Source organism: Corallococcus sp. CA047B (genome assembly GCF_003612065.1).
GTDB classification, from domain to species: domain Bacteria; phylum Myxococcota; class Myxococcia; order Myxococcales; family Myxococcaceae; genus Corallococcus; species Corallococcus praedator.
The window spans coordinates 35,000-53,269 of record NZ_RAWD01000005.1 but is presented as its reverse complement, the minus strand read 5'-3'; the positions used below and the strand labels follow the sequence as shown (position 1 = coordinate 53,269).

The following is an 18,270-nucleotide window of genomic DNA, read 5'->3' as shown; positions in this document are numbered from 1 at the left end:
TTGCCGGGCCGGGGGGCTCCCAGGGGGGAGGGCCTCCTGGCACCGCCGTTGCTCTACCGGGTTCTCGCCCGCCCTGCCGGCCCGCATGGCGCGATGCCGCGCGAGGGCGACCCATTCCCATGATGAAGAGCCGCACGTCCCTGTCGGAGTCAGTCCGTGTCCTCGCGCTGCTGGAGCCGCACGGCCGCCCCAGCCAACACCTGCCGATGACGTCACGCCAATGAAGACCGGTCCGCGACCGGGGCCGGGGCGCACCCGTCCATCCCGTCCGGGCTGTCCTCCTGGACGAGAACGTGACAGCATTGGAATTCGCGCGATGTCCTCCCCGATTCCCAGTGCCCGTGAGACGCGCCCCCTCGGAAGGGTGGGGTCGGAGCCCCCGGACTCCGGTGCCGCCTACCTCCTGGTGATGGAGGGCGACTCTTCGTGGCGCTTCACGCTGCCCGCCGAGGGCACGGTGCTGGTGGGCCGGGACGAGCCGGCGGACCTGCGGCTGAAGGACGAGAGTGTTTCCCGGCGGCATGCCCGCATCCTGGTGACGGAGGAGGGGGCGCGGGTCGTGGACCTGGGCAGCCACAACGGCACGCTGGTCAACGGCCGGCAGGTGGAGGGGGCGCACCTGCTCCTGTCCGGGGACGTGCTGTCCTTTGGCGGGGTGGTGGCGGTGGTGCGTGCCCGCGTCCGTTCCGTGGCGGCCCGGCGCACGTTGGAGTCCGAGCGGCTGATGGAGCACCTGCGCGAGGAGGTGGACCGTGCGCTGCGCTATGGCCGACCGCTGTCGGTGCTGGTGCTGGCGCTGCCGGACTCGCCCTCCGCAAGCCGTGAGTCGGTGGAGGCCCTGCTGACGGCGGAGGCGGGGCCGGCGGAGGCCGTGGGGTGGTTGGACGCCGCGCACCTGCTGTGCGTGTTGCCGGAGGTGTCCGGCGAGCCGGGCGAAGAGGAGTTCGGCGAGCGCATGGAGGCGCTGCTGACGGCGTTTCCCCGGGCACGGCTGGGCACGGCGGCCTGTCCCACGGATGGCTGTGACGCGGACACGCTGGTGGCGGTCGCGCGCACGGCGGCGCAGGCCGCGAAGCCGGGACGGGCGGCGGCGGCGGCGGAAGGGGCGACGCGGCTGGACCTGGCCGGGCGCACGGTGCTGGTGGCGGACCCCGCCATGTCCCAGCTCTACGCGCTCCTGCGCCGGCTGGCGGCCAGCGAGCTGCCGGTGCTGGTGTGCGGTGAGACGGGCGTGGGCAAGGAGAACGCGGCGTTCGCGGTGCATCACTGGTCGCGCCGTGGCACCGGGCCGTTCATCGCCGTGAACTGCGCCGCGCTCCCGGAAGGCCTGGTGGAGAGCGAGCTGTTCGGCAACGAGAAGGGCGCCTTCACGGGGGCGACCACGTCGCGCGCGGGCCTGCTGGAGAGCGCGCAGGGCGGCACCGTCTTCCTCGACGAGGTGGGGGAGCTGCCCGCGTCCGCGCAGGCCAAGCTGCTGCGCGCGCTGGAGGTGCGTCGCATCACGCGCGTGGGTGACACGCGCGAGCGTCCCATCGACCTGCGCGTGGTGGCCGCCACGCACCGCGACCTGGAGGCGGAGGTGGCGGCCGGGCGGTTCCGGGAGGACCTGTACTTCCGCCTGGGCGCGGCCACGGTGTTGTTGCCGCCCCTGCGGGAGCGCCCTCGGGAGGTGCCGCTCCTGGCGCGCGACTTCCTGGCGCGCGCGTGTCTGGCATTGGGGCGGCCGGAGCTGGTGCTGGCCGCGGACACGCTGCACGCGCTGTCGCGCCATGCGTGGCCCGGCAACGTGCGCGAGCTTCGCAACCTGATGGACTACGTCGCCGCGGCGGTGGCGGGGGACGTGGTGGAGCCGCACCACCTTCCGCCTCGCATGATGGGACGCAAGGGGGCTGCCCCGGTGGCTGGAGCGGAGAGCGCGCCGGAGGCTGGACGTGCTGTCGCCGCGCCCGAGGCAGGGGCGCGGTTGCCATTGGCGCAGGAGCTGCGTGAGCTGGAGCGCCGCCGGATGATGGAGGCGTTGGACGCGGCGGACGGCGTGCAGACGAAGGCCGCGGCGCTCATCGGCATGCCGATCCGGACGTTCTCCTTCAAGTTGAAGCAGCTGGGCGTGCAGGTGCGTCCCGGCCGTCGGGGACCCACGACCGAATGAGCTCGCCTCCCGGGCCGCTGTTGGAGCCTCCGCGCGAGTTCGAGGAGTACCGGCTGCTGCGTCCCCTGGGACAGGGGGCGATGGGGCAGGTGTTCCTGGCCCAGGACACGTTGTTGGACCGGCAGGTGGCGGTGAAGTTCATTGCCACGCCGGCGGGCCGGCTGCCGGATGCGACAGCCCGCGCGAGGTTCTTCCAGGAGGCGCGGGCCATCGCCCGGCTCCAGCACCCCAACGTGGTGGCCATCCACCGCGTGGGCGAGGTGCGCGGGCAGCCATACCTCGTGTCCGAGCTGATTCGAGGAGAGTCGCTGGACCGGCTGGCTCGACCGGTGGAGGGAGGGCTGGCGCTGCGGCTCGGCATCGACCTGGCAAGAGGACTGGCCGCCGCCCACCGCCGAGGCATCCTCCACCGCGACCTCAAGCCCGCGAACGCCGTGCTGTCGGAGGACGGCGAGGTGAAGCTGCTCGACTTCGGGCTCGCGGAGTGGAGTCAGTGGACGGAGCCCGCTGTTGCGCCGGAGAAGGATGGGACGGACGACGGTGCAGGCACGCGGTCGCTGACGGACGACACGGCGGCTCAGGTGCGCGCCGCGCAGGCACTCGGACTCGCGGGTGCGCGTGCGACGCAAGACCTTCCAGCACTGCCCACCGCATCTGAATCCCTGGCGCAGGCAGTGGCGCACGCCACGCAAGACGTTCTGCCGCGACCCACTGGGACTGACGACGGGGCGCAGCCGGGGACGCGTGCGACGCGAGACTTCTTGCCGCCGTCTTCCATGTCTGACGCCGCCGTGCATGCTGCGACGGGTGTAACGCGAGACTTCCTGCCGGCGCCTTCCGTGTCTGACGACATGGCGAATGCAGGGACTCGTGTGACGCAGGACTTGCTGCCTCCGCGCACCGTGTCTGGTGACACGGCGCCGGAGGGATTGCACTCGACGCAAGACTTGCTGCCTCTGCCCGCCCTGTCGGGTGCCAGGACGCAGGACGGGGCGCATGCCACGCAAGGCATGCAGCCTCTACCCACGCTTTCTGGTGCCAGGACGCCGGAAGGCTCGCGTGCAACGCAAGACTTGCTGCCTCTGCCCGCCCTGTCGGGTGCCAGGCCGCAGGACGGGGTGCATGACACGCACGGTTTCAGGCCTCTGCCCGCCCTGCTTCATGACACGGCGCCGGAAGCCTCGCGTGCGACACACGCTCCTCGTTCGCTGCCCACCGTATCGGGTGACACGGCGCCGGAAGCCGCGCAAGACCCTCGCTCGCTGCCCGCCGCGACTTCCGCGCGCGGTGTCGCCGCGCCCCCCGCGACCGGTGGGAACAGCTCCTTGCCGGTTCCCGCCGCGCTCGCGGGCACTCCGCTCTACATGGCCCCCGAACTCTGGCGCGGCGAACCTGCGAGCCGGGCCAGTGATGTCTACGCGCTGGGCGTGCTGCTCTATGAGCTGTGCGCGGGCGTGGCACCCCACGACGGCGTGCCCCTGGAGGCCCTGGGCCGCGCGGTGGAGGAACATCCACCGCGCCCGCTCGCAGACGTGGCGCCCGCGCTTCCTCCGGGTCTGGCGGCCGTGGTGGACCGGTGCCTTTCCACGAACCCCGCCCACCGGTTCGCTTCCGGCGATGCCCTGCGCGAAGCCCTCGAAGCGCTGAGCCTTCCCGCCCGCGTGGGCGCGCTGCCCACTGGCAATCCCTACCGTGGTCTCCAGCCCTTCGAGGCCGCGCACCGGGGCGTCTTCTTCGGCCGTGAAAGCGAAGTGCGCGACGTGCTGGACCGCCTGCGAGGCGATGCCTTCGTCCTGCTCGCGGGAGACTCGGGCGTGGGCAAGTCGTCGCTGTGCCGCGCGGGCATCCTGCCCGCCCTCGCCGCCGGTTCCCAGTCCGGGGAGGGTGGACCCGCGTGGGCCGTCGTCTCCTGCACGCCGGGCCGCCGCCCGTTGGACTCCCTGGTGGAAGCCCTGGCCCCGTTGCTCGACGTGTCGGCCGAAGCCCTGCTCGCGACCGTGGAAACCGAAGAGGGCGGCGCCCTGGCGCGAGCCCTGCGCCGCCGTCCTCCCCACGCGCCCCAGGTGCTGCTCTTCGTCGACCAGCTCGAGGAACTCGTCACCTTCTCGGAGCCCGCCCAGGCGGCGCGCCTCTCCGAGGAGCTGGCGCTGGTGGTGCGCCGCGCGCCCCGGACGCGCGTGCTGGCCACCGCGCGCAGCGACTGTCTCACCCGCCTGGTGGCCCTGCCCGGCCTGGGCGAAGAGGTGCCCCGCGCGCTGCACCTGCTGCGAGCCCTGTCCGAACACGGACTGCGCGAGGCCGTCGTCGGCCCGGTCCGCGCGCTGGGCGTGCGCTTCGAGTCCCCGGAGCTGGAGCAGGCGCTGGTCACCGCCGCGGCCCGCACGGAAGGCGGGCTGCCGCTGTTGCAGTTCACGCTCGCCGCGCTCTGGGAGGCCCGCGACCGCGAGCGGGGCCTCATCCCCGCCACCGCGCTGGAGACCCTCGGAGGTGTCGAAGGCGCGTTGGCCCGTCACGCGGACGCGGTGGTGGCCCGACTGCGGCCGGAGCAGCGCCCTCGCGCCCGCGAACTGCTCCTGGAGCTCGTCACCCCCGAGGGCACGCGCCTGCGCCGCACCGTCGCGGAGCTGCTGCGGGGCCCGGACGACGCAGCGGGGCGCTCGGTGTTGGAAGGGCTGGTCCAGGGCCGGCTCCTCACCGCGGGCGAAGGCGAAGGCGGCGAGGGCGTCTACACGCTCGCCCACGAAAGCCTGCTCACCGGCTGGGACACGCTGCGCGGCTGGATGGGCGAGGACGAGCAGCGGCGCGCCGTCCGCCACCGATTGGAGCGCGCCGCCGCCGAGTGGGACCGCCTGGGTCGTCCGGTGGAACTCCTCTACGCGGGCCGTCAGCTCACCGAGGCCTCCGACGTGGGCACGCGGCCCGGACGCTCGCGGGAGCAGGACTTCCTCGCCCGTTCCCGGCAGGTCGCCCGCCGCCGCCGCGCCGTGCGCTGGACCGCCGCCATCGCCGCGCCCCTGGCGCTGCTGGGCGCGGTGGTCGTCACGCGCCTTCAGGCCAGGGCCCAACTGGAGTCGCGCATCGCGCACCAATTGAGCGAAGCCCGGAGCGCCGTGGTCGCCGCGCACACGGCGGATGTGGAGGCGCAGCGGCTGCGCACGGAGGCCTTCGCGCACTTCGATGCGCTCGGGCGCGAGCATCGGGATGCCGCGGAGAAGGTGTGGTCCCACGCCCTGGAGGTGGAGCGCGCCGCGGAAGCCCAAGCGCTGCGGGCCCTGTCCGCGCTGGAGACCGCGTGGGGGTTGGACCCCGGCCGCGCCAACGTGAGGGACTTCCTGGCGGACCTGCTGGCGGAGAGGGTGGCCCGCTCGGCGCTCCACCAACAACCCGAAGCGCGTGAGCAGTGGTTGAAGCGCCTCGCGTTGTACGACGCCTCCGGAGCCCGGAGGGCGGAGCTGTCCGCGCCCGCGCGCCTCTCCGTCGTGACGTCGCCTCCGGGCGCTCGCGTGCGACTGCTCGGTCCGAAGCCAGAGGACGCGACGTCACCGGGGCGTGAGCTCGGGCAGGGCCCCGTGCGCGAAGCGGGCATCCCGCCGGGTTCGCACGTGCTCCTGCTGGAGGCCCCGGGCCGCGCTCCCGTGCGAGCCCCCGTGCTGCTGCGGCCCGATGAAGCCCTGACGCTGGACCTGAAGCTGCCGCCGGTTTCGGCGGTGCCCGAGGGCTTCGTCTACGTGCCCCCCGGCCGCTTCCTGCAGGGCGCGTCGGAGAGCGAATACCTGCGGCGCAACTTCTTCTACGCCGCCCCTCTCCATGAAACGCGGACGGACGGCTACCTCATCGCGCGGCACGAGGTGACGTTCGGTGACTACATCGCCTTCCTCGCGTCGCTGTCCGCGAAGGAGCGCGCCCTGCGCCGCCCCGGCAACCGCCAGAGCCTCACCGGGGTGGAGCTGGTGGAGGAGTCCGACGGGCGCTGGCGGCTGGAGTTGAGCCCGGCCTCGGCGCACTACCGCGTGAGGGAAGGGGAGCCCGTGCGCTACGGGAAGCGGGACCGGCGCGCGGTGCAGGACTGGCGCCGCTTCCCGGTGTCCGCCATCTCCTTCGAGGACGCGCAGGCCTACGTCGTGTGGCTGGACCGCACCGGCCAGGTGCCCGGGGCGCGCCTGTGCACGGAGCGGGAATGGGAGCGGGCGGCCCGGGGCGCGGATGGGCGCCGCTACCCCGGGGGCGACGGGCTGGAGACGGATGACGCCAACGTCGACCGGACCTATGGCCGGGAACCCCAGGGCTTCGGCCCGGACGAGGTGGGCAGCCACCCGCGCTCGCGCAGTCCCTTCGGCGTGGACGACCTGGCCGGCAACGTGTGGGAGTGGACGCGTTCGGACGTGGTCCCCGGCCATCCCTCCGCCCAGGGCGGAAGCTGGTACCAGAGCGACCTGAGCGCGCACTCCGCGAACCGGGACGTGGTGGAGCCCACCCAGCGCGAGGCCCTCATGGGCATGCGCGTCTGCGCCACCCCGCGCTTCTGAAAGCCTCCGGCGCGGCAAGGACCGCCAGCCCCCGGCAAGTCTTGCCGGCCACTCCTGCCAGCAAGCGTCGCCCGGCGCCTTCCCTCCCTCGACGTGAGCCCTGGCACGCCGGCTGCTCTGGGCTCCGTCCGATCCCCTTGACCAAGGTGTCCGCCTTGAAATCCGTCTCCCGCCTTCTCCCAGCATGTCTGTCCGTCTGGTTCCTCGTCGCCTGCGATGTGCCCTCGCCGGGGGAGGCCACACCAGCACCCGTCCTCGTCACCCAGGACTTCGCGGACGGCACCGACGGCTCCCACTCGCAGGGCAAGCAACTGCACGGGACGCCGCACGGGAGCGTCGCCTTCTCGGACGCCTCCATCCTGCGCAGTGGGGAGCGGCGGGGCGTGACGCTGGAGTTGGACCGGGGAGAACTCGTCGCGGACCTGGCGCTGCATGTGGAAGGCACCACCCCCAGCCTGGTGGGCTGCGCTTCCCCGAACGAGACCGGGCCGGACCGCTCCTGTGGTCTGACGGTGCTGGGCCAGGGCACCTGCACGCCCGGCGCGCGGTTCACGCTGAGCAGTGGGGCCCTCTGCCAGACCCGGCCGCCCGGAAGCTGCCAGGGTGCGCCGGTGATGCGGGTCTGCTCGGGGGAGAGGCCCTGTGAGGACAAGGACGCGAACCACCTCGTCACCGGGGCTCCCATCTGTGCGTCGTCGACGTGTCCCTCCGCCAACGTCCAGTGCCCCGCGAGTGGCGTCTACACGGTGCTCGCCGGCCCCTACACGCCGGGGACGCCCTGGAGCCTGACCCTGGGCGCCTCCCGGGGTGAGTTCCCCGCGACGCATCAGGAGCTGCGGGGCGACCGGTTGGTGGGACTCATGATGCGCTCCGCCAGCGGCCTGCCCATGCTGGAGGTGACGGCCGCCATCAATGCCCAGGATGTCGTCATCCAGGAGTCTCCCGGGACGTGGGACCCCAGTGGCTACACCTACCTGTACCGCGTGAAGTCCCTGGGCGCGCAGCCCCTGGGCAACATCTGCAACAGCAATCCCAATCCGAACGGCGGGGACGCCCTGGTCGTGCCGGTGCGGGGGCTCTATGACAACCTCGGCGAGCGGACGGAGAGCTCCACCGCCTTCACGCTGGCGTGTGAGTACGCCGTCATCGCCAAGTGCTACCGCTGGGGCTACAAGCCGTGGCTGGACGGCGTCCAGGCCGGCAAGACGACGGAGGCGCACTGGGCCTGCACGCGCATGGCGCGAGCGGACTACTGCGGCGCTGGCCAGTACTACACGGAGGACGGAACCCCCATCCGCCTGTGGGATGGCATGAAGCCGCCCATCAATGCGGCTCCCGCCAATCCCATCCCGCAGCAGAGCATGTCATTCGAGGCCGGGTGGACGACGGACGGCGCCGTGTGCCTGAGTCACTGGCGCTGGAAGAACCTGGATGCCAACACCTGCACCAACCTGCACTGGCCCAAGTATGACGCGAACGGAAACGTCATCAATGACTGCCAGGCCACGGGCGGCGCCGAGGGGTGCTCGGCCATCTGCGACAACGCGGACGATGCGGAGCGGCTGTATGGCGCGAAGGTCTTCAACGAATCCGCCAGCAACGGGCCCAACGCCGGCATGCCGTAGCCTCGAACCTGTCCGGAGCGCGGGGGCCTTTTGACTCCCGTCATCCGCCGCGAGGAGGGGGGCGGCGGATGGCGGGGCTGTCAGCCGAGCAGGGGCCGGTTGAGCTCCGTGCGCCACGTCTTCGGATCCGGGCCCGACTCCGGGCCCGCGATGTAGACCTCCCAGAGGTCCTGGGCCGGCGTGAGTCCCTGCTGTTCAATCCACGCACCGAACTCGCCCCAGGCCTGTCCCAGGCCCTCGTAGGGCCCCTGGTAGACGCTGCGCGCGACCTTCATCGCGGGCCAGAGGCCGGGCTTGACGCGGCCCGCGGCCTTGACCGGCGTGGTGACGGGGACGCCAATCTCGAAGTCGAAGGTGTCGGGGGTGATGCGCAGGTGGTGGGTGAACCACGGCCCCGTGGGCTTGAGGCCCTGCGCGGCCACGGTGGCCATCAACTCGGAGATGCCCGGACCCATGACCTGCTGGATTTCGGCGCGGGGAATGGTGACGTGGATGACCGCGATGGGCTGGTCCTCCGTCTGTGTGATTTGTGGTGTGGCAATCCCTGACGGCGGGGATGCCAGCAATTGCTCGAGCATGTCGTAGCCCGAGGCCACCCCTTGCTCCATGGGGGAGCGCAGCACCTCGTCGCGGGCGTCCTTGGACTCGAACCGCATCGTGCTCGTGAGCGTCGTCTTCCCGCCCTCCTCGGTGAGGAGCAACGTGTTCAGCGCTTCGCCCGTGTACCAGGCGTCGTCGAACCGCTCGGTGTTCACCAGCCGCTCGGGCGCCACGATTTCGCGGAAGACCCCGCGGACGCCCATGTCCTTCCGGTCGGGTCCCCGCCACACGTAGCGATAGGCGCCGCCCACCCGCAGGTCGATGTCGCAGACCGCCAGCGACCAGCCCCGGTGCACCCCCAGCCAGCGCTTGAGCAGCTCCGGCTTCGTGTGCGCGTCGAACACGAGCCGGCGGGGCGCGTTGAAGACCCGCGTCATCGTGAGTTCGAGATCGCTGGGGGTGGAGACCTTCAGGTTTCCGGTGTTCTTCATGGGTGCTTCCTCCTCTTGCGCGGAGTGGGGCGCCGCGCTTCCTGTTCCTTCAAGTCCTCGAGCACGGCGTCCAGCGCCTGGAAGTTCTCCTCCCAGAACTGGCGGTAGTGCTCCAACCACCGGGTGGCCTCCGCGAGCGGCGCGGCCTCAAGCCGGCGGGGCCGCCGCTGCGCATCCTGGCCGCGCGAAATCAGCCCGGCGCGCTCCAGCACCTTGAGGTGCTTGGAGATGGCGGGCTGGCTCATGGCGAACGGCTCGGCGAGCTCGCTCACCGACGCCTCGCCCGACGCCAGCCGCGCCAGGATGGCCCGGCGCGTCGGGTCCGCGAGCGCGGCGAAGGTGGCGTCCAGGTGACCAGGAGAGGGGCTTCCATAACCGGTGAGTTCCATGACCTATTGGTTATATAGGGCCGCTGCGTCCACGGGTCAAGGCAACGGAGCGCTTCGAGTCATCCGGTCGCCAACCAGGACGGCGCGGTGGATTTTCGCGTGTTAGAGGTCCGGGGAGGCGGCTGCCGGAGTGTTCCCCCGCGAGGCAGCCGCAGTGTGTGTCATTGCTTCCAGGAGCCCTTGTGTCCTCCACGCCCCCTGCCTTCCGGGTCACCGGAACCGAATACGAACGCCTGCTCGCGAGCCTCCGCCTGAAGAGCCCCTGGGCGCTCCAAGGTCACGCTCCGGCGGCGGTGCCGGAGGTGCTGGACGGCCTGGGGCAGTCCTCACGGGTCGACCACGGACCGTGGCGGTCGGTGGTGGAGGTCATCGTCGCGCAGTGCCGACTGCACGCGGACCGGGTCGCGCTCTCGGACGGGTCCACGGAAACGACCTATGGACGGCTGGAAGAGCGCACCCGTGCGCTAGCCGCGGACCTGCGGTCCCGGGGCATCGGACGGGGTGACGTGGTCGCGCTCGTGTTGGAGAGGGGCCCTGGCTTCGTCGAGCTCGCGCTCGCCGTCTGGCGGGTGGGCGCGGCCTATCTCCCGCTGTCACCGTCGCACCCCCAGGCGTGGCGGGAGGACATCGTCCGCAGGGCCGGTGCGGTGCTGGTGGTCGCCCTGGCGCCGGACAGCGCGGTGCCCGGGGTGCCGTTCCTGGCGGCGGGTGCCGAAGCGGTTTCCGTCGCGGCAGCGGAGCAGGACGCGGTGCTTGCTCCGGAGGACCTCGCGTACATCATCTGCACGTCGGGTTCGACGGGTGAGCCCAAGCTGGTGATGATCGAGCATCGCGGGGTCGCCAACCTCCTGCATGCCCAGCGGGACTTCCTGGGCGCGCTGGGGCCGGACACGCGGGTGCTCCAGTTCTTCCACCCGTCCTTCGACGCGTCCCTGTTCGACCTCCTGCTGGCGCTGTCCAACGGCGGGCGGCTGGAGACCGTGGAGGCGGCGCAGCTTTCCGGCGAGCCCCTGGCCCAGGTGCTGGTGCGCCGGCGCATCACCCACGCGGTGCTGCCCGCGACGGTCCTGCGCACGCTGCAACCGGGCGGCTTCCCCGACCTCCAGGTGGTGATGAGCGTCGGAGACGTGTGCCTCCCGGAGACGGCCCGGCAGTGGGGCGCGCGGCACCGCTTCGTCAACGGCTATGGCCCCACGGAGGTGACGGTGGCCAGCACGCTCCAGGCGGTGGGCGCCGTGGACGGCGAGCGCGTGCCCATTGGCCGTCCCATCTCCAACTACCACGTGGTTCTCCTGGACGAGCACCTGCGCCCCGTCCCGGAAGGAGCGCCGGGCGAGCTGTGCCTCGGCGGAGAAGGTGTCGGGCGCGGTTACCTGGGGCGGCCCGCGCTCACCGCGGAGCGGTTCATCCCGGATCCATTCAGCGGCCAGCCGGGAAGCCGGCTGTACCGCAGTGGCGACCTGGGCCGGCGGCTGCCGGACGGCACGCTGGAGTTCCTGGGCCGGCGCGACGACCAGGTGAAGATCCGGGGCGCGCGCATCGAGTTGGGGCAGGTGGAGACAGCCCTGGCCGCGCTGCCGGACGTGCGGGACGCGGTGGCCCTCGTGGACGGCACGGGGGAGCGTCTGCTGGGCTACGTGATGCCGGTCGCCGGAGCGGTGCTGTCGGGCGACGCGGTGAGCGCGGAGCTGCGGCGCCGGCTTCCCGGCTACCTGGTGCCGGATGCGGTGGTCGTCGTGGACGCGTGGCCGCTGAACACGAACGGCAAGGTCGACCGCGCCCGGCTGCCCCGGCCCCAACGGACGGAGCGGGCCGGCTACCAGCCGCCGGAATCGCCCGGCGAAGAGGCCCTGGCGGCCATCGCGGCGGGGCTGCTCGGGATGGAGCGGGTGGGGCGGCATGACAACCTGTTCGAACTGGGAGGGCATTCGCTGTTCGCCACCCAGCTCGTCGCGCGGGTGCGCCGCGTGCTGGGCGCGCAGTTGGAGTTGAGCGCGGTGCTCCAGTCGCCCACGGTGGCCCAGCTCGCGGCCGGGTTGAAGGAAGGGCAGGGTGGGGTGGAGCAGGGGCCGCGCGCGGGCGCGGCGGGGACGGCCCTCACGCCTTCGTATGGCCAGGAGCGGGTGTGGTTGATGCACAAGCTCAACCCGGATGCGCGGGCCTACCACTCGCAGTCGGTGTTCCGGCTGGTGGGGGCCCTGGATGTCAACGCGCTGCACGCGTGCCTCACCGACATCGTCCGGCGCCATGATGTGATGCGCACTCGCTTCCCTGAAGTGGATGGGGAGCTGCGGTGCGAACTGGAACCGCCCTGGGAGGTGGAAGTCCCGCTCCAGGACTTCAGCGACGTGGACGAAGCGCTGCTGGCGGCCCGGGTGGGCGAAGCCGTTCGCGACGCGGTGCAGGCGCCATTCGCGCTGGCCGAAGGCAGGCCCTTCCGTTGGCGGTTGCTGCGACTGGGCGCGGAGGAGCACGTCTTCGTGCACGTCGAACATCACATCGTCCACGACGGCTGGTCTTTCAACGTCTTCGTGCGCGAGCTGATCAACGGCTACGCCGAATACGTGCGCCACGGACAGGTGCGGCGTCCGGCGCTGGCCGTGCAGTACAACGACTACGCGCGCTGGCAGCGGGAGTGGGTGGGCACCGAAGCCGCCCAGGCGCAGCGCCGCTTTTGGCGTCAGGAGTTGGAAGGCGCGGAGACCCGGCTCCAGCTCCCCCGCCGCGCTTCGCCTGGGGGAAGAAGGTTCCGGGGCGTGGCGCCCAGGATGGAGCTGGACGGAGACCTCGCGCGTCGCCTGCAGGCCCTGGCCGACAGGAACAACACGTCCCTCTTCACCACGCTCCTCGCGGCGTACTTCGTCCTCCTGCACCGGTACACCGGCTCGCAGGACCTGCTCGTGGGCTCCTCGGTGGCCAACCGGCGCTGGCAGGACACGGAGGGGCTGCTGGGCATGCTCATCAACACGGTCGTGCTGCGCGGCCGGTTGCACGGGGATCCCTCGTTCGAGGAGTTCCTGGCGCGGATGCGGCGCACCACCCTGGACGTCTACGACCACCAGGAGCTGCCCTACGAGCAGATCTTCGCGGAGTCGCCCGCGCGCCATCAGGGTGGGTTCAACCCGTTGATGCAGACGATGTTCAACTTCCACGATTCGTCGGTGGGCACGCTCGACGCGTCACCGCTCGACGTCACCTACGTGGAGGGGCTGGGCAACGGCTCCTCCAAGTTCGAGCTGGCCGTCGTCGCCGTACCCCTCTACTCCGAGCCCGGGCACATCCGCCGACTGGCCGGGGATCTGGTGAGCATTCCCCGCTCCGACACCCCCGTGCGCTCCAGTCCTCGCGCTTCCCTGAGCGGCATCCTGCTGTCGTGGGAGTTCGACTCCGACCTCTTCGAGGGCTTCTTCATCACCGGCATGCTGTCCGCGTACCAGCAACTGCTGCGCTCCATCACCGCCGCGCCGGACACCCGCGTGTCGCGGCTGGCATTGATGACCGAAGCCGAGCAGCGGGCGCTCGTCAGCGTGGGCCCCAGGCAGGAAGCTCCCGCGCATTGGGTCCCCGACCTGCTGGCCCGCTGGACCCGGCTCGCGCCCGATGCTCCGGCCGTGACGTCTGGCACGTCCGTGTTGACGTACGGCGAGCTGACGCGTCAGGCGGAGCACCTGGCGCACCATCTGCGAGGCCTGGGTGTCGGGCGTGAGTCGCTGGTGGCGGTGTGCATCCCGCGCTCGGCGGAGCTGGTCGTGGCCCAGTTGGGCATCCTCAAGGCAGGGGCGGCGTTCCTGTCGCTGGATCCAGGCGCCCCTCCGGCCTACCTGGAGCCGCTCGTGCAGGACGCCGGGGCCCGAGCCCTGGTGACGACGGCGGCGCTGGCGGGCCGTCTCAGCGGCCTTCCCGTCATTGTGCTGGACGACCTTGCGCCGGTGTCCGGGCCGCTGCTGCCTTCGGGAAGTCCGTCGGATCTCGCGTATGTGCTCTACACGTCCGGGTCGACCGGCAAGCCCAAGGGCGTCCAGATCGAGCACCGCTCGGTCGCGTCACTCCTGCACCGCACGGCCCTGGCCGAGGACCTGGGGCCGGGCAAGACGATGCTGGCGATGGCGTCAGTGTCCTTCGATGTATCGGTGCTGGAGGTCTGGGCCGCGCTGCTCAACGGCGCCGCGGTCCACTTCCTGCCGCCGGGCTGGGACGTGCCGGGGCTGGCCCGGTGCCTCATCGACCAGCGCATTACCCATGCGGTGATTCCCCCTGTCGTGCTGCCCCGGTTGGTGGCCGAGGCTCCGGAGGCCTTCGCGGGCCTGGACCGGGTGGTGGTGGGCGGGGAGGTCTTCCCCGTGGAGGCGTTCCATGCGCTCAAGCGCGAGGGCTTCACGAAGGTGACGAACGCCTACGGCCCCACGGAGATCACCATCATGGCCAGCGCGTTCAAACTCGACGACTGGCAGGACACCGAGGCCACGAACGCGCCCATTGGTCGGGCGCTGTTCAATGCGCACCTCGTGGTGCTCGACGAACGCGGGCAGGTGGCTCCGCCCGGGGCGGTCGGGGAGATCTGCATCGGGGGAGACGGGGTCGCGCGAGGCTACCGCCACAGGCCGGGGCTCACCGCCGAGCGGTTCGTGCCGGATCCGTTCGCGGCGCATCCTGGCGGTCGGCTCTACCGCAGTGGGGACCTGGGCCGGTGGCTTCCCGGGGGCGTCATCGAGTTCCTGGGCCGCCGCGATGAGCAGGTGAAGGTCCGGGGCTTCCGGGTGGAGCTGGCGGAGGTGCGCGCCGCCCTGGCCGCGCATCCGGGCGTGGTGGATACCCTCGCGGTCGTCGACTCGCGCGGGGAGGAGCCCCGGCTCGTGGGCTACGTGGTGGCGGAGGCGGGGACTCCGGTGTCGGCTCAGGCCGTGCGCGAGGACCTGGCGCGCCGGCTGCCCGGACATCTCGTGCCATCGGAGGTCGTGGTCCTGGAGGCGTGGCCGCTGACCCCGCACGGCAAGGTGGACCGGGCCCGGCTGCCCGCGACCCAGCGGAGTCCGGACGCGCCGTTCACCGCGCCGAGGACCGAGTCCGAGGTCCGCATCGCGGCGGTGGTCGCGGACCTGCTGGGCGTGGCCCGGGTGGACGTCCACGAGAGCCTGCTCGCGCTGGGCATGCACTCGTTGCAGGCGATGCGGCTGGCCTCGCGGCTGGGAAGGATGGTGGGCCGCGAGGTCGGGCTCGCGACGATCCTCATGGGGCCCACCGTCGCGCAACTGGCCGCCGCGCTGCCCGCGTCGCCGGTCGCCGCCACCACCATCAAGCGGTTGCCGCGCGCATGACGACCGTGTTCCCCATGTCGTTCGCCCAGCAGCGGCTGTGCTTCCTGCACCGGATGGATCCCTCCGGTGCCGCTCACGTCACGGTGCGCTGCCACCGCGTGACGGGACCGCTGGACCTTCGCGCCCTGCGGGAGGCCCTGGACGTGCTGGTCGCCCGGCACGAACCGCTGCGGACCGTCTTCCCACTGGGAACACACCAGCGCGTGTCTCCGGACGGGCGCGGGCACGTGGACGTCGTGGACGCGACGACGGAGGAAGAGGCCCTGCGACACGCGCAAGCGGAGGTGGCCCGTCCGTTCGACCTGGAGCACGGGCCGCTGCTGCGGCTCACCGTGGTTCGGCTGGAGCCCCGGGTGCACTTTCTCGTCTTCGCGGTGCACCTGCTGGTGGCGGATGGCTGGTCGTTGCAGGTCTTCTCCGAGGACCTGGCCCTCGCCTACCGGGCGGCGGTCCTGGGCGAACCCACCGGCCTGTCCGAGCTGCCCGTGCAGTACGCGGACTGGGCCGCGTGGCAGCGGGAGCAGCTCACCGCCGCACGGCGCGAGTCGCTGTCGCACGGGTGGCGGGAGCGGCTGTCGGGGGTTCCCCTCTTCCTGGACCTCGTCCCCCCACGTCCCGTGCTGGGGCAGGGACGTCGCGCGCACCGGGTGCTGCCCGCCACGGTCGTCCACTCCGTGCGAGCCCTCGCGAGCGTCGAGCGTCAGACGGTGTTCACGGTGCTGGCCGCCGCGTGCGGCATCGTGCTCGGGCACCACGCGGGCCGTGAGCAGGTGTTGCTGGGGCTGGCCGTGGCCAACCGGGACCTGCCAGAGGTGGAGCGCGTGCTCGGGTTCTTCGTCAACACCGTCGTGCTCAAGGTGGACCTGCGCGGCGACCCCGACTTCCGCGAGCTGCTCGGCCGGGTGGCCGGGGCCACGGCGGACGCATACGCGCACAAGGACCTGCCCTTCGAACAGCTCGTCGCGGACCTCGCTCCACCGCGAGACCCCACGCGGTCTCCCGTGGTCCAGGTGAACTTCGCCTACCACCCGGCGGGCACGGCGGGAGCACTGGCCCTGCACGGCTGCGAGGTGACAGAGCCCCTGCTGGACCTCCCCACCGCGAAGTTCGAGCTCACCCTCCGGGTCGAGGAACGCTCCGACGGTCTGTGCACCGTGTGGGCCGAATTCGATGAGAGTCTTTTCGACCTCGCGTTCATCGAAGGACTGCTGGCGGCCTACGAAGAGGTCCTGCGGACCGCGGCCCCCGGTGCCCGGATGTCGCGGCTGCGCCCCGTTCGGACCGCGACGGAAGAACACCTTGCCCGCATCTTCGCCGACGTGTTGAAGGTCGCATCGGTCCACGCGCACGATGACTTCTTCCAGCTCGGCGGCCATTCCCTGCAGCTTGTCGAAATCGCGGCCCGGGTCCGGACCGAAATGGGTCAGGACCTCGGGTTGCGTGAGCTGTACCAGCATCCCACCGTGGCGGGCGCCGCTGCCCGGCTCGCGCGCACAGGAGCATCCCGATGAGCGATTCCTATCCGTTGCCCAAGGACTGGCAGCATCCGTTGGATCCTCCTCCCGACTACAAGCGGTTGAGGCAGGAGGCCCCCGTGTGTCCCGTCCGGATGTGGGACGGCAAGACGCCGTGGCTGGTCAGTCGCTACCAGGACGTGCTCGCGGTCCTGAGCGATCCCCGGCTGGTCCTGGACTCCACGCTGCCGGGGTTCCCGCACATCTCGCCCTCGTCGTCGGCCCGGCAGGGGCGGCCCCTGCCTTTCTTCCTGCGGCCGGATGCGGAGTACCGGGTACAGCGGGCCATGCTCGTGCAGGAGTTCCTGCCCCGGCGGATGGAGCTGTTGCGGCCGAGCATCCAGCGCACCGTGGACGCGGCGCTCGACGCGATGCTGGCCGGCCCGCGTCCGGTGGACCTGATGGGCGCCTTCGCGCTGCCCGTCGCCCTGCAAGTCATCTGCGACCTGCTCGGAGTGCCCCATGACGGCGCCGAGCGCCTGCACGTCCTCAGTCGGACGATCGGCTCCCGCGCCTCGTCGCGCGAGGAGGCGACGCAGGCCCTGGTCGCCCTGGATGACTTCTTCCTGGAACTGGTGGAGGCGAACCTGCGCGAGCCCACCGACACGCTCATCGGTCGCGTCGTGGCCGAGCAGGTGGCGACGGGAAGGCTGAGCGCCCCGGACGCGGCCTCCATGTTCCATTCGCTGTTCTACGCAGGGCACGGGCCGCCCGCGTACATGTTCGGCCTGGGGACGCTGGCGCTGCTGCTCGACCCCGGCCAACTGGAGAAGTTCCGTGAGCTGGAGGACCCCGCGGCCATCACCGCGGCGGTCCAGGAACTCCTGCGCTTCATCAACGTCTCCCACCTGGCCCGGCAACGCGTCGCCACGGTGGACGTCACCATTGGCGGCCAGCTCATCCGCGCCGGTGAAGGCATCCTGGCCCAGCCGGACTCGGCCAACCGCGACGAGACGGTCTTCAGCGATCCAGACCGCCTGGACCTCCACCGCGAAGTGCACCGCCACTTCGCCTTCGGCCATGGCATCCACCTGTGCACGGGGCGGGCGCTGTCCCTCATCGAGTTCGAGGTGGTGTTCAAGACGCTGTTCCAGCGCATCCCCACGCTGCGGCTGGCCGTGCCGCCGGAGGAGGTCCGTTTCAAGAAGGATGAGAACCTGCTCGGCGTGCACGAACTGCCGGTCACCTGGGAGCCCGCTTCCCTATACTCACCCCGATGAGCCGACCGCGCCCCGCGAGCCTGAGACTCGACGCGTTCCTCCCCTACCGTCTGTCGGTCGCCGCGAACGTCGTCAGCCAGCGGGTCGCGCGCGTGTACGCGGAGCAGCACGGCCTGAGCACGCAGGAGTGGCGGCTGATGGCCGTGCTGGGGGAGGACGGCGAGCGCACGCAACTGGAGCTCGTCAAACGCACGCGGATGGAGAAGGTGCCGGTGAGCCGTGCCGCGCACGCCCTGGAAGCGCGGGGCCTGGTGCGGCGCGCGCCCAGCGAAAGCGATGCCCGGTCGCGGAGGCTGTCGCTGACCGCCGCCGGCCGCCGCATCTATGACCGCGTGGCCCCCGCCGCGCTCAAAGCGGAGGCGGAGGTGCTCGCCGGTCTGGATGACCGTGAGCGCGCGCTCCTGCGCTCATTGCTGGAGCGCGTCGAACAGGCGGCGAGCGAGGCCCTGACCCGCGACCCCTGATGGTTGTCAAACTGGTTTCATTTGTTACCATCCCGGG

The 18,270-nt window shown here is 71.7% G+C and carries 9 protein-coding genes; 7 read left to right on the top strand and 2 right to left on the bottom strand.

Annotated elements, in window-relative coordinates; genetic code table 11:
- Positions 1–316 precede the first annotated feature (316 nt).
- The 3 genes from D7X74_RS01930 to D7X74_RS01920 all read left to right on the top strand — a co-directional run bounded on the left by D7X74_RS01930 (position 317) and on the right by D7X74_RS01920 (position 8,300).
- Entirely contained in the window at positions 317–2,149 is a 1,833-nt protein-coding gene (locus tag D7X74_RS01930) for a sigma 54-interacting transcriptional regulator (RefSeq protein WP_199732653.1), read from the top strand.
- Positions 2,146–6,675, top strand: a complete 4,530-nt coding sequence (locus tag D7X74_RS01925) for an SUMF1/EgtB/PvdO family nonheme iron enzyme (RefSeq protein WP_120531179.1) — start codon at positions 2,146–2,148, stop codon at positions 6,673–6,675. Before D7X74_RS01930 ends, D7X74_RS01925 begins: the two co-directional genes overlap by 4 nt.
- Before the next feature lie 155 nt (positions 6,676–6,830).
- Positions 6,831–8,300 (top strand): ADYC domain-containing protein, encoded by a 1,470-nt coding sequence (locus tag D7X74_RS01920; RefSeq protein ID WP_147446434.1) that lies wholly within the window; start codon positions 6,831–6,833, stop codon positions 8,298–8,300.
- 80 nt (positions 8,301–8,380) lie between these two features.
- On the opposite strand, the gene D7X74_RS43565 is transcribed toward D7X74_RS01920, so the two are convergent.
- Both D7X74_RS43565 and D7X74_RS01910 read right to left on the bottom strand, forming a co-directional pair.
- Positions 8,381–9,331, bottom strand: a complete 951-nt coding sequence (locus D7X74_RS43565) for an SRPBCC domain-containing protein (protein WP_199741744.1) — start codon at positions 9,329–9,331, stop codon at positions 8,381–8,383.
- Positions 9,328–9,720 (bottom strand): helix-turn-helix transcriptional regulator, encoded by a 393-nt coding sequence (locus D7X74_RS01910; RefSeq protein WP_120531177.1) that lies wholly within the window; start codon positions 9,718–9,720, stop codon positions 9,328–9,330. Before D7X74_RS01910 ends, D7X74_RS43565 begins: the two co-directional genes overlap by 4 nt.
- Before the next feature lie 182 nt (positions 9,721–9,902).
- Between D7X74_RS01910 and D7X74_RS01905 the strand changes: the two genes are divergently transcribed.
- The 4 genes from D7X74_RS01905 to D7X74_RS01890 are packed head-to-tail and all read left to right on the top strand — an operon-like array spanning position 9,903 to position 18,233.
- On the top strand, positions 9,903–15,035 hold the full coding sequence (locus D7X74_RS01905) for a non-ribosomal peptide synthetase (RefSeq protein WP_120531176.1): 5,133 nt from the start codon (positions 9,903–9,905) through the stop codon (positions 15,033–15,035).
- Complete coding sequence (locus D7X74_RS01900; RefSeq protein WP_120531175.1) at positions 15,032–16,546, top strand: condensation domain-containing protein; 1,515 nt, start codon at positions 15,032–15,034, stop codon at positions 16,544–16,546. The genes D7X74_RS01905 and D7X74_RS01900 overlap by 4 nt, the downstream gene beginning before the upstream one ends.
- Entirely contained in the window at positions 16,543–17,769 is a 1,227-nt protein-coding gene (locus D7X74_RS01895) for a cytochrome P450 (RefSeq protein ID WP_120531174.1), read from the top strand. Before D7X74_RS01900 ends, D7X74_RS01895 begins: the two co-directional genes overlap by 4 nt.
- Positions 17,766–18,233 carry a MarR family winged helix-turn-helix transcriptional regulator gene (locus D7X74_RS01890; protein ID WP_120531173.1) on the top strand — a complete coding sequence of 156 codons (468 nt, stop codon included), beginning with the start codon at positions 17,766–17,768 and terminating at the stop codon, positions 18,231–18,233. The genes D7X74_RS01895 and D7X74_RS01890 overlap by 4 nt, the downstream gene beginning before the upstream one ends.
- The last annotated feature ends 37 nt before the right edge of the window (positions 18,234–18,270 follow it).

Excerpts from the sequence above, each read along its gene's own strand:
- D7X74_RS01925 (WP_120531179.1), top strand. The coding sequence starts at position 2,146 with ATGAGCTCGCCTCCCGGGCCGCTGTTGGAGCCTCCGCGCGAGTTCGAG.
- D7X74_RS01910 (WP_120531177.1), bottom strand. The coding sequence starts at position 9,720 with ATGGAACTCACCGGTTATGGAAGCCCCTCTCCTGGTCACCTGGACGCC.
- D7X74_RS01930 (WP_199732653.1), top strand. The coding sequence starts at position 317 with ATGTCCTCCCCGATTCCCAGTGCCCGTGAGACGCGCCCCCTCGGAAGG.
- D7X74_RS43565 (WP_199741744.1), bottom strand. The coding sequence starts at position 9,331 with ATGAAGAACACCGGAAACCTGAAGGTCTCCACCCCCAGCGATCTCGAA.
- D7X74_RS01895 (WP_120531174.1), top strand. The coding sequence starts at position 16,543 with ATGAGCGATTCCTATCCGTTGCCCAAGGACTGGCAGCATCCGTTGGAT.
- D7X74_RS01890 (WP_120531173.1), top strand. The coding sequence starts at position 17,766 with ATGAGCCGACCGCGCCCCGCGAGCCTGAGACTCGACGCGTTCCTCCCC.
- D7X74_RS01900 (WP_120531175.1), top strand. The coding sequence starts at position 15,032 with ATGACGACCGTGTTCCCCATGTCGTTCGCCCAGCAGCGGCTGTGCTTC.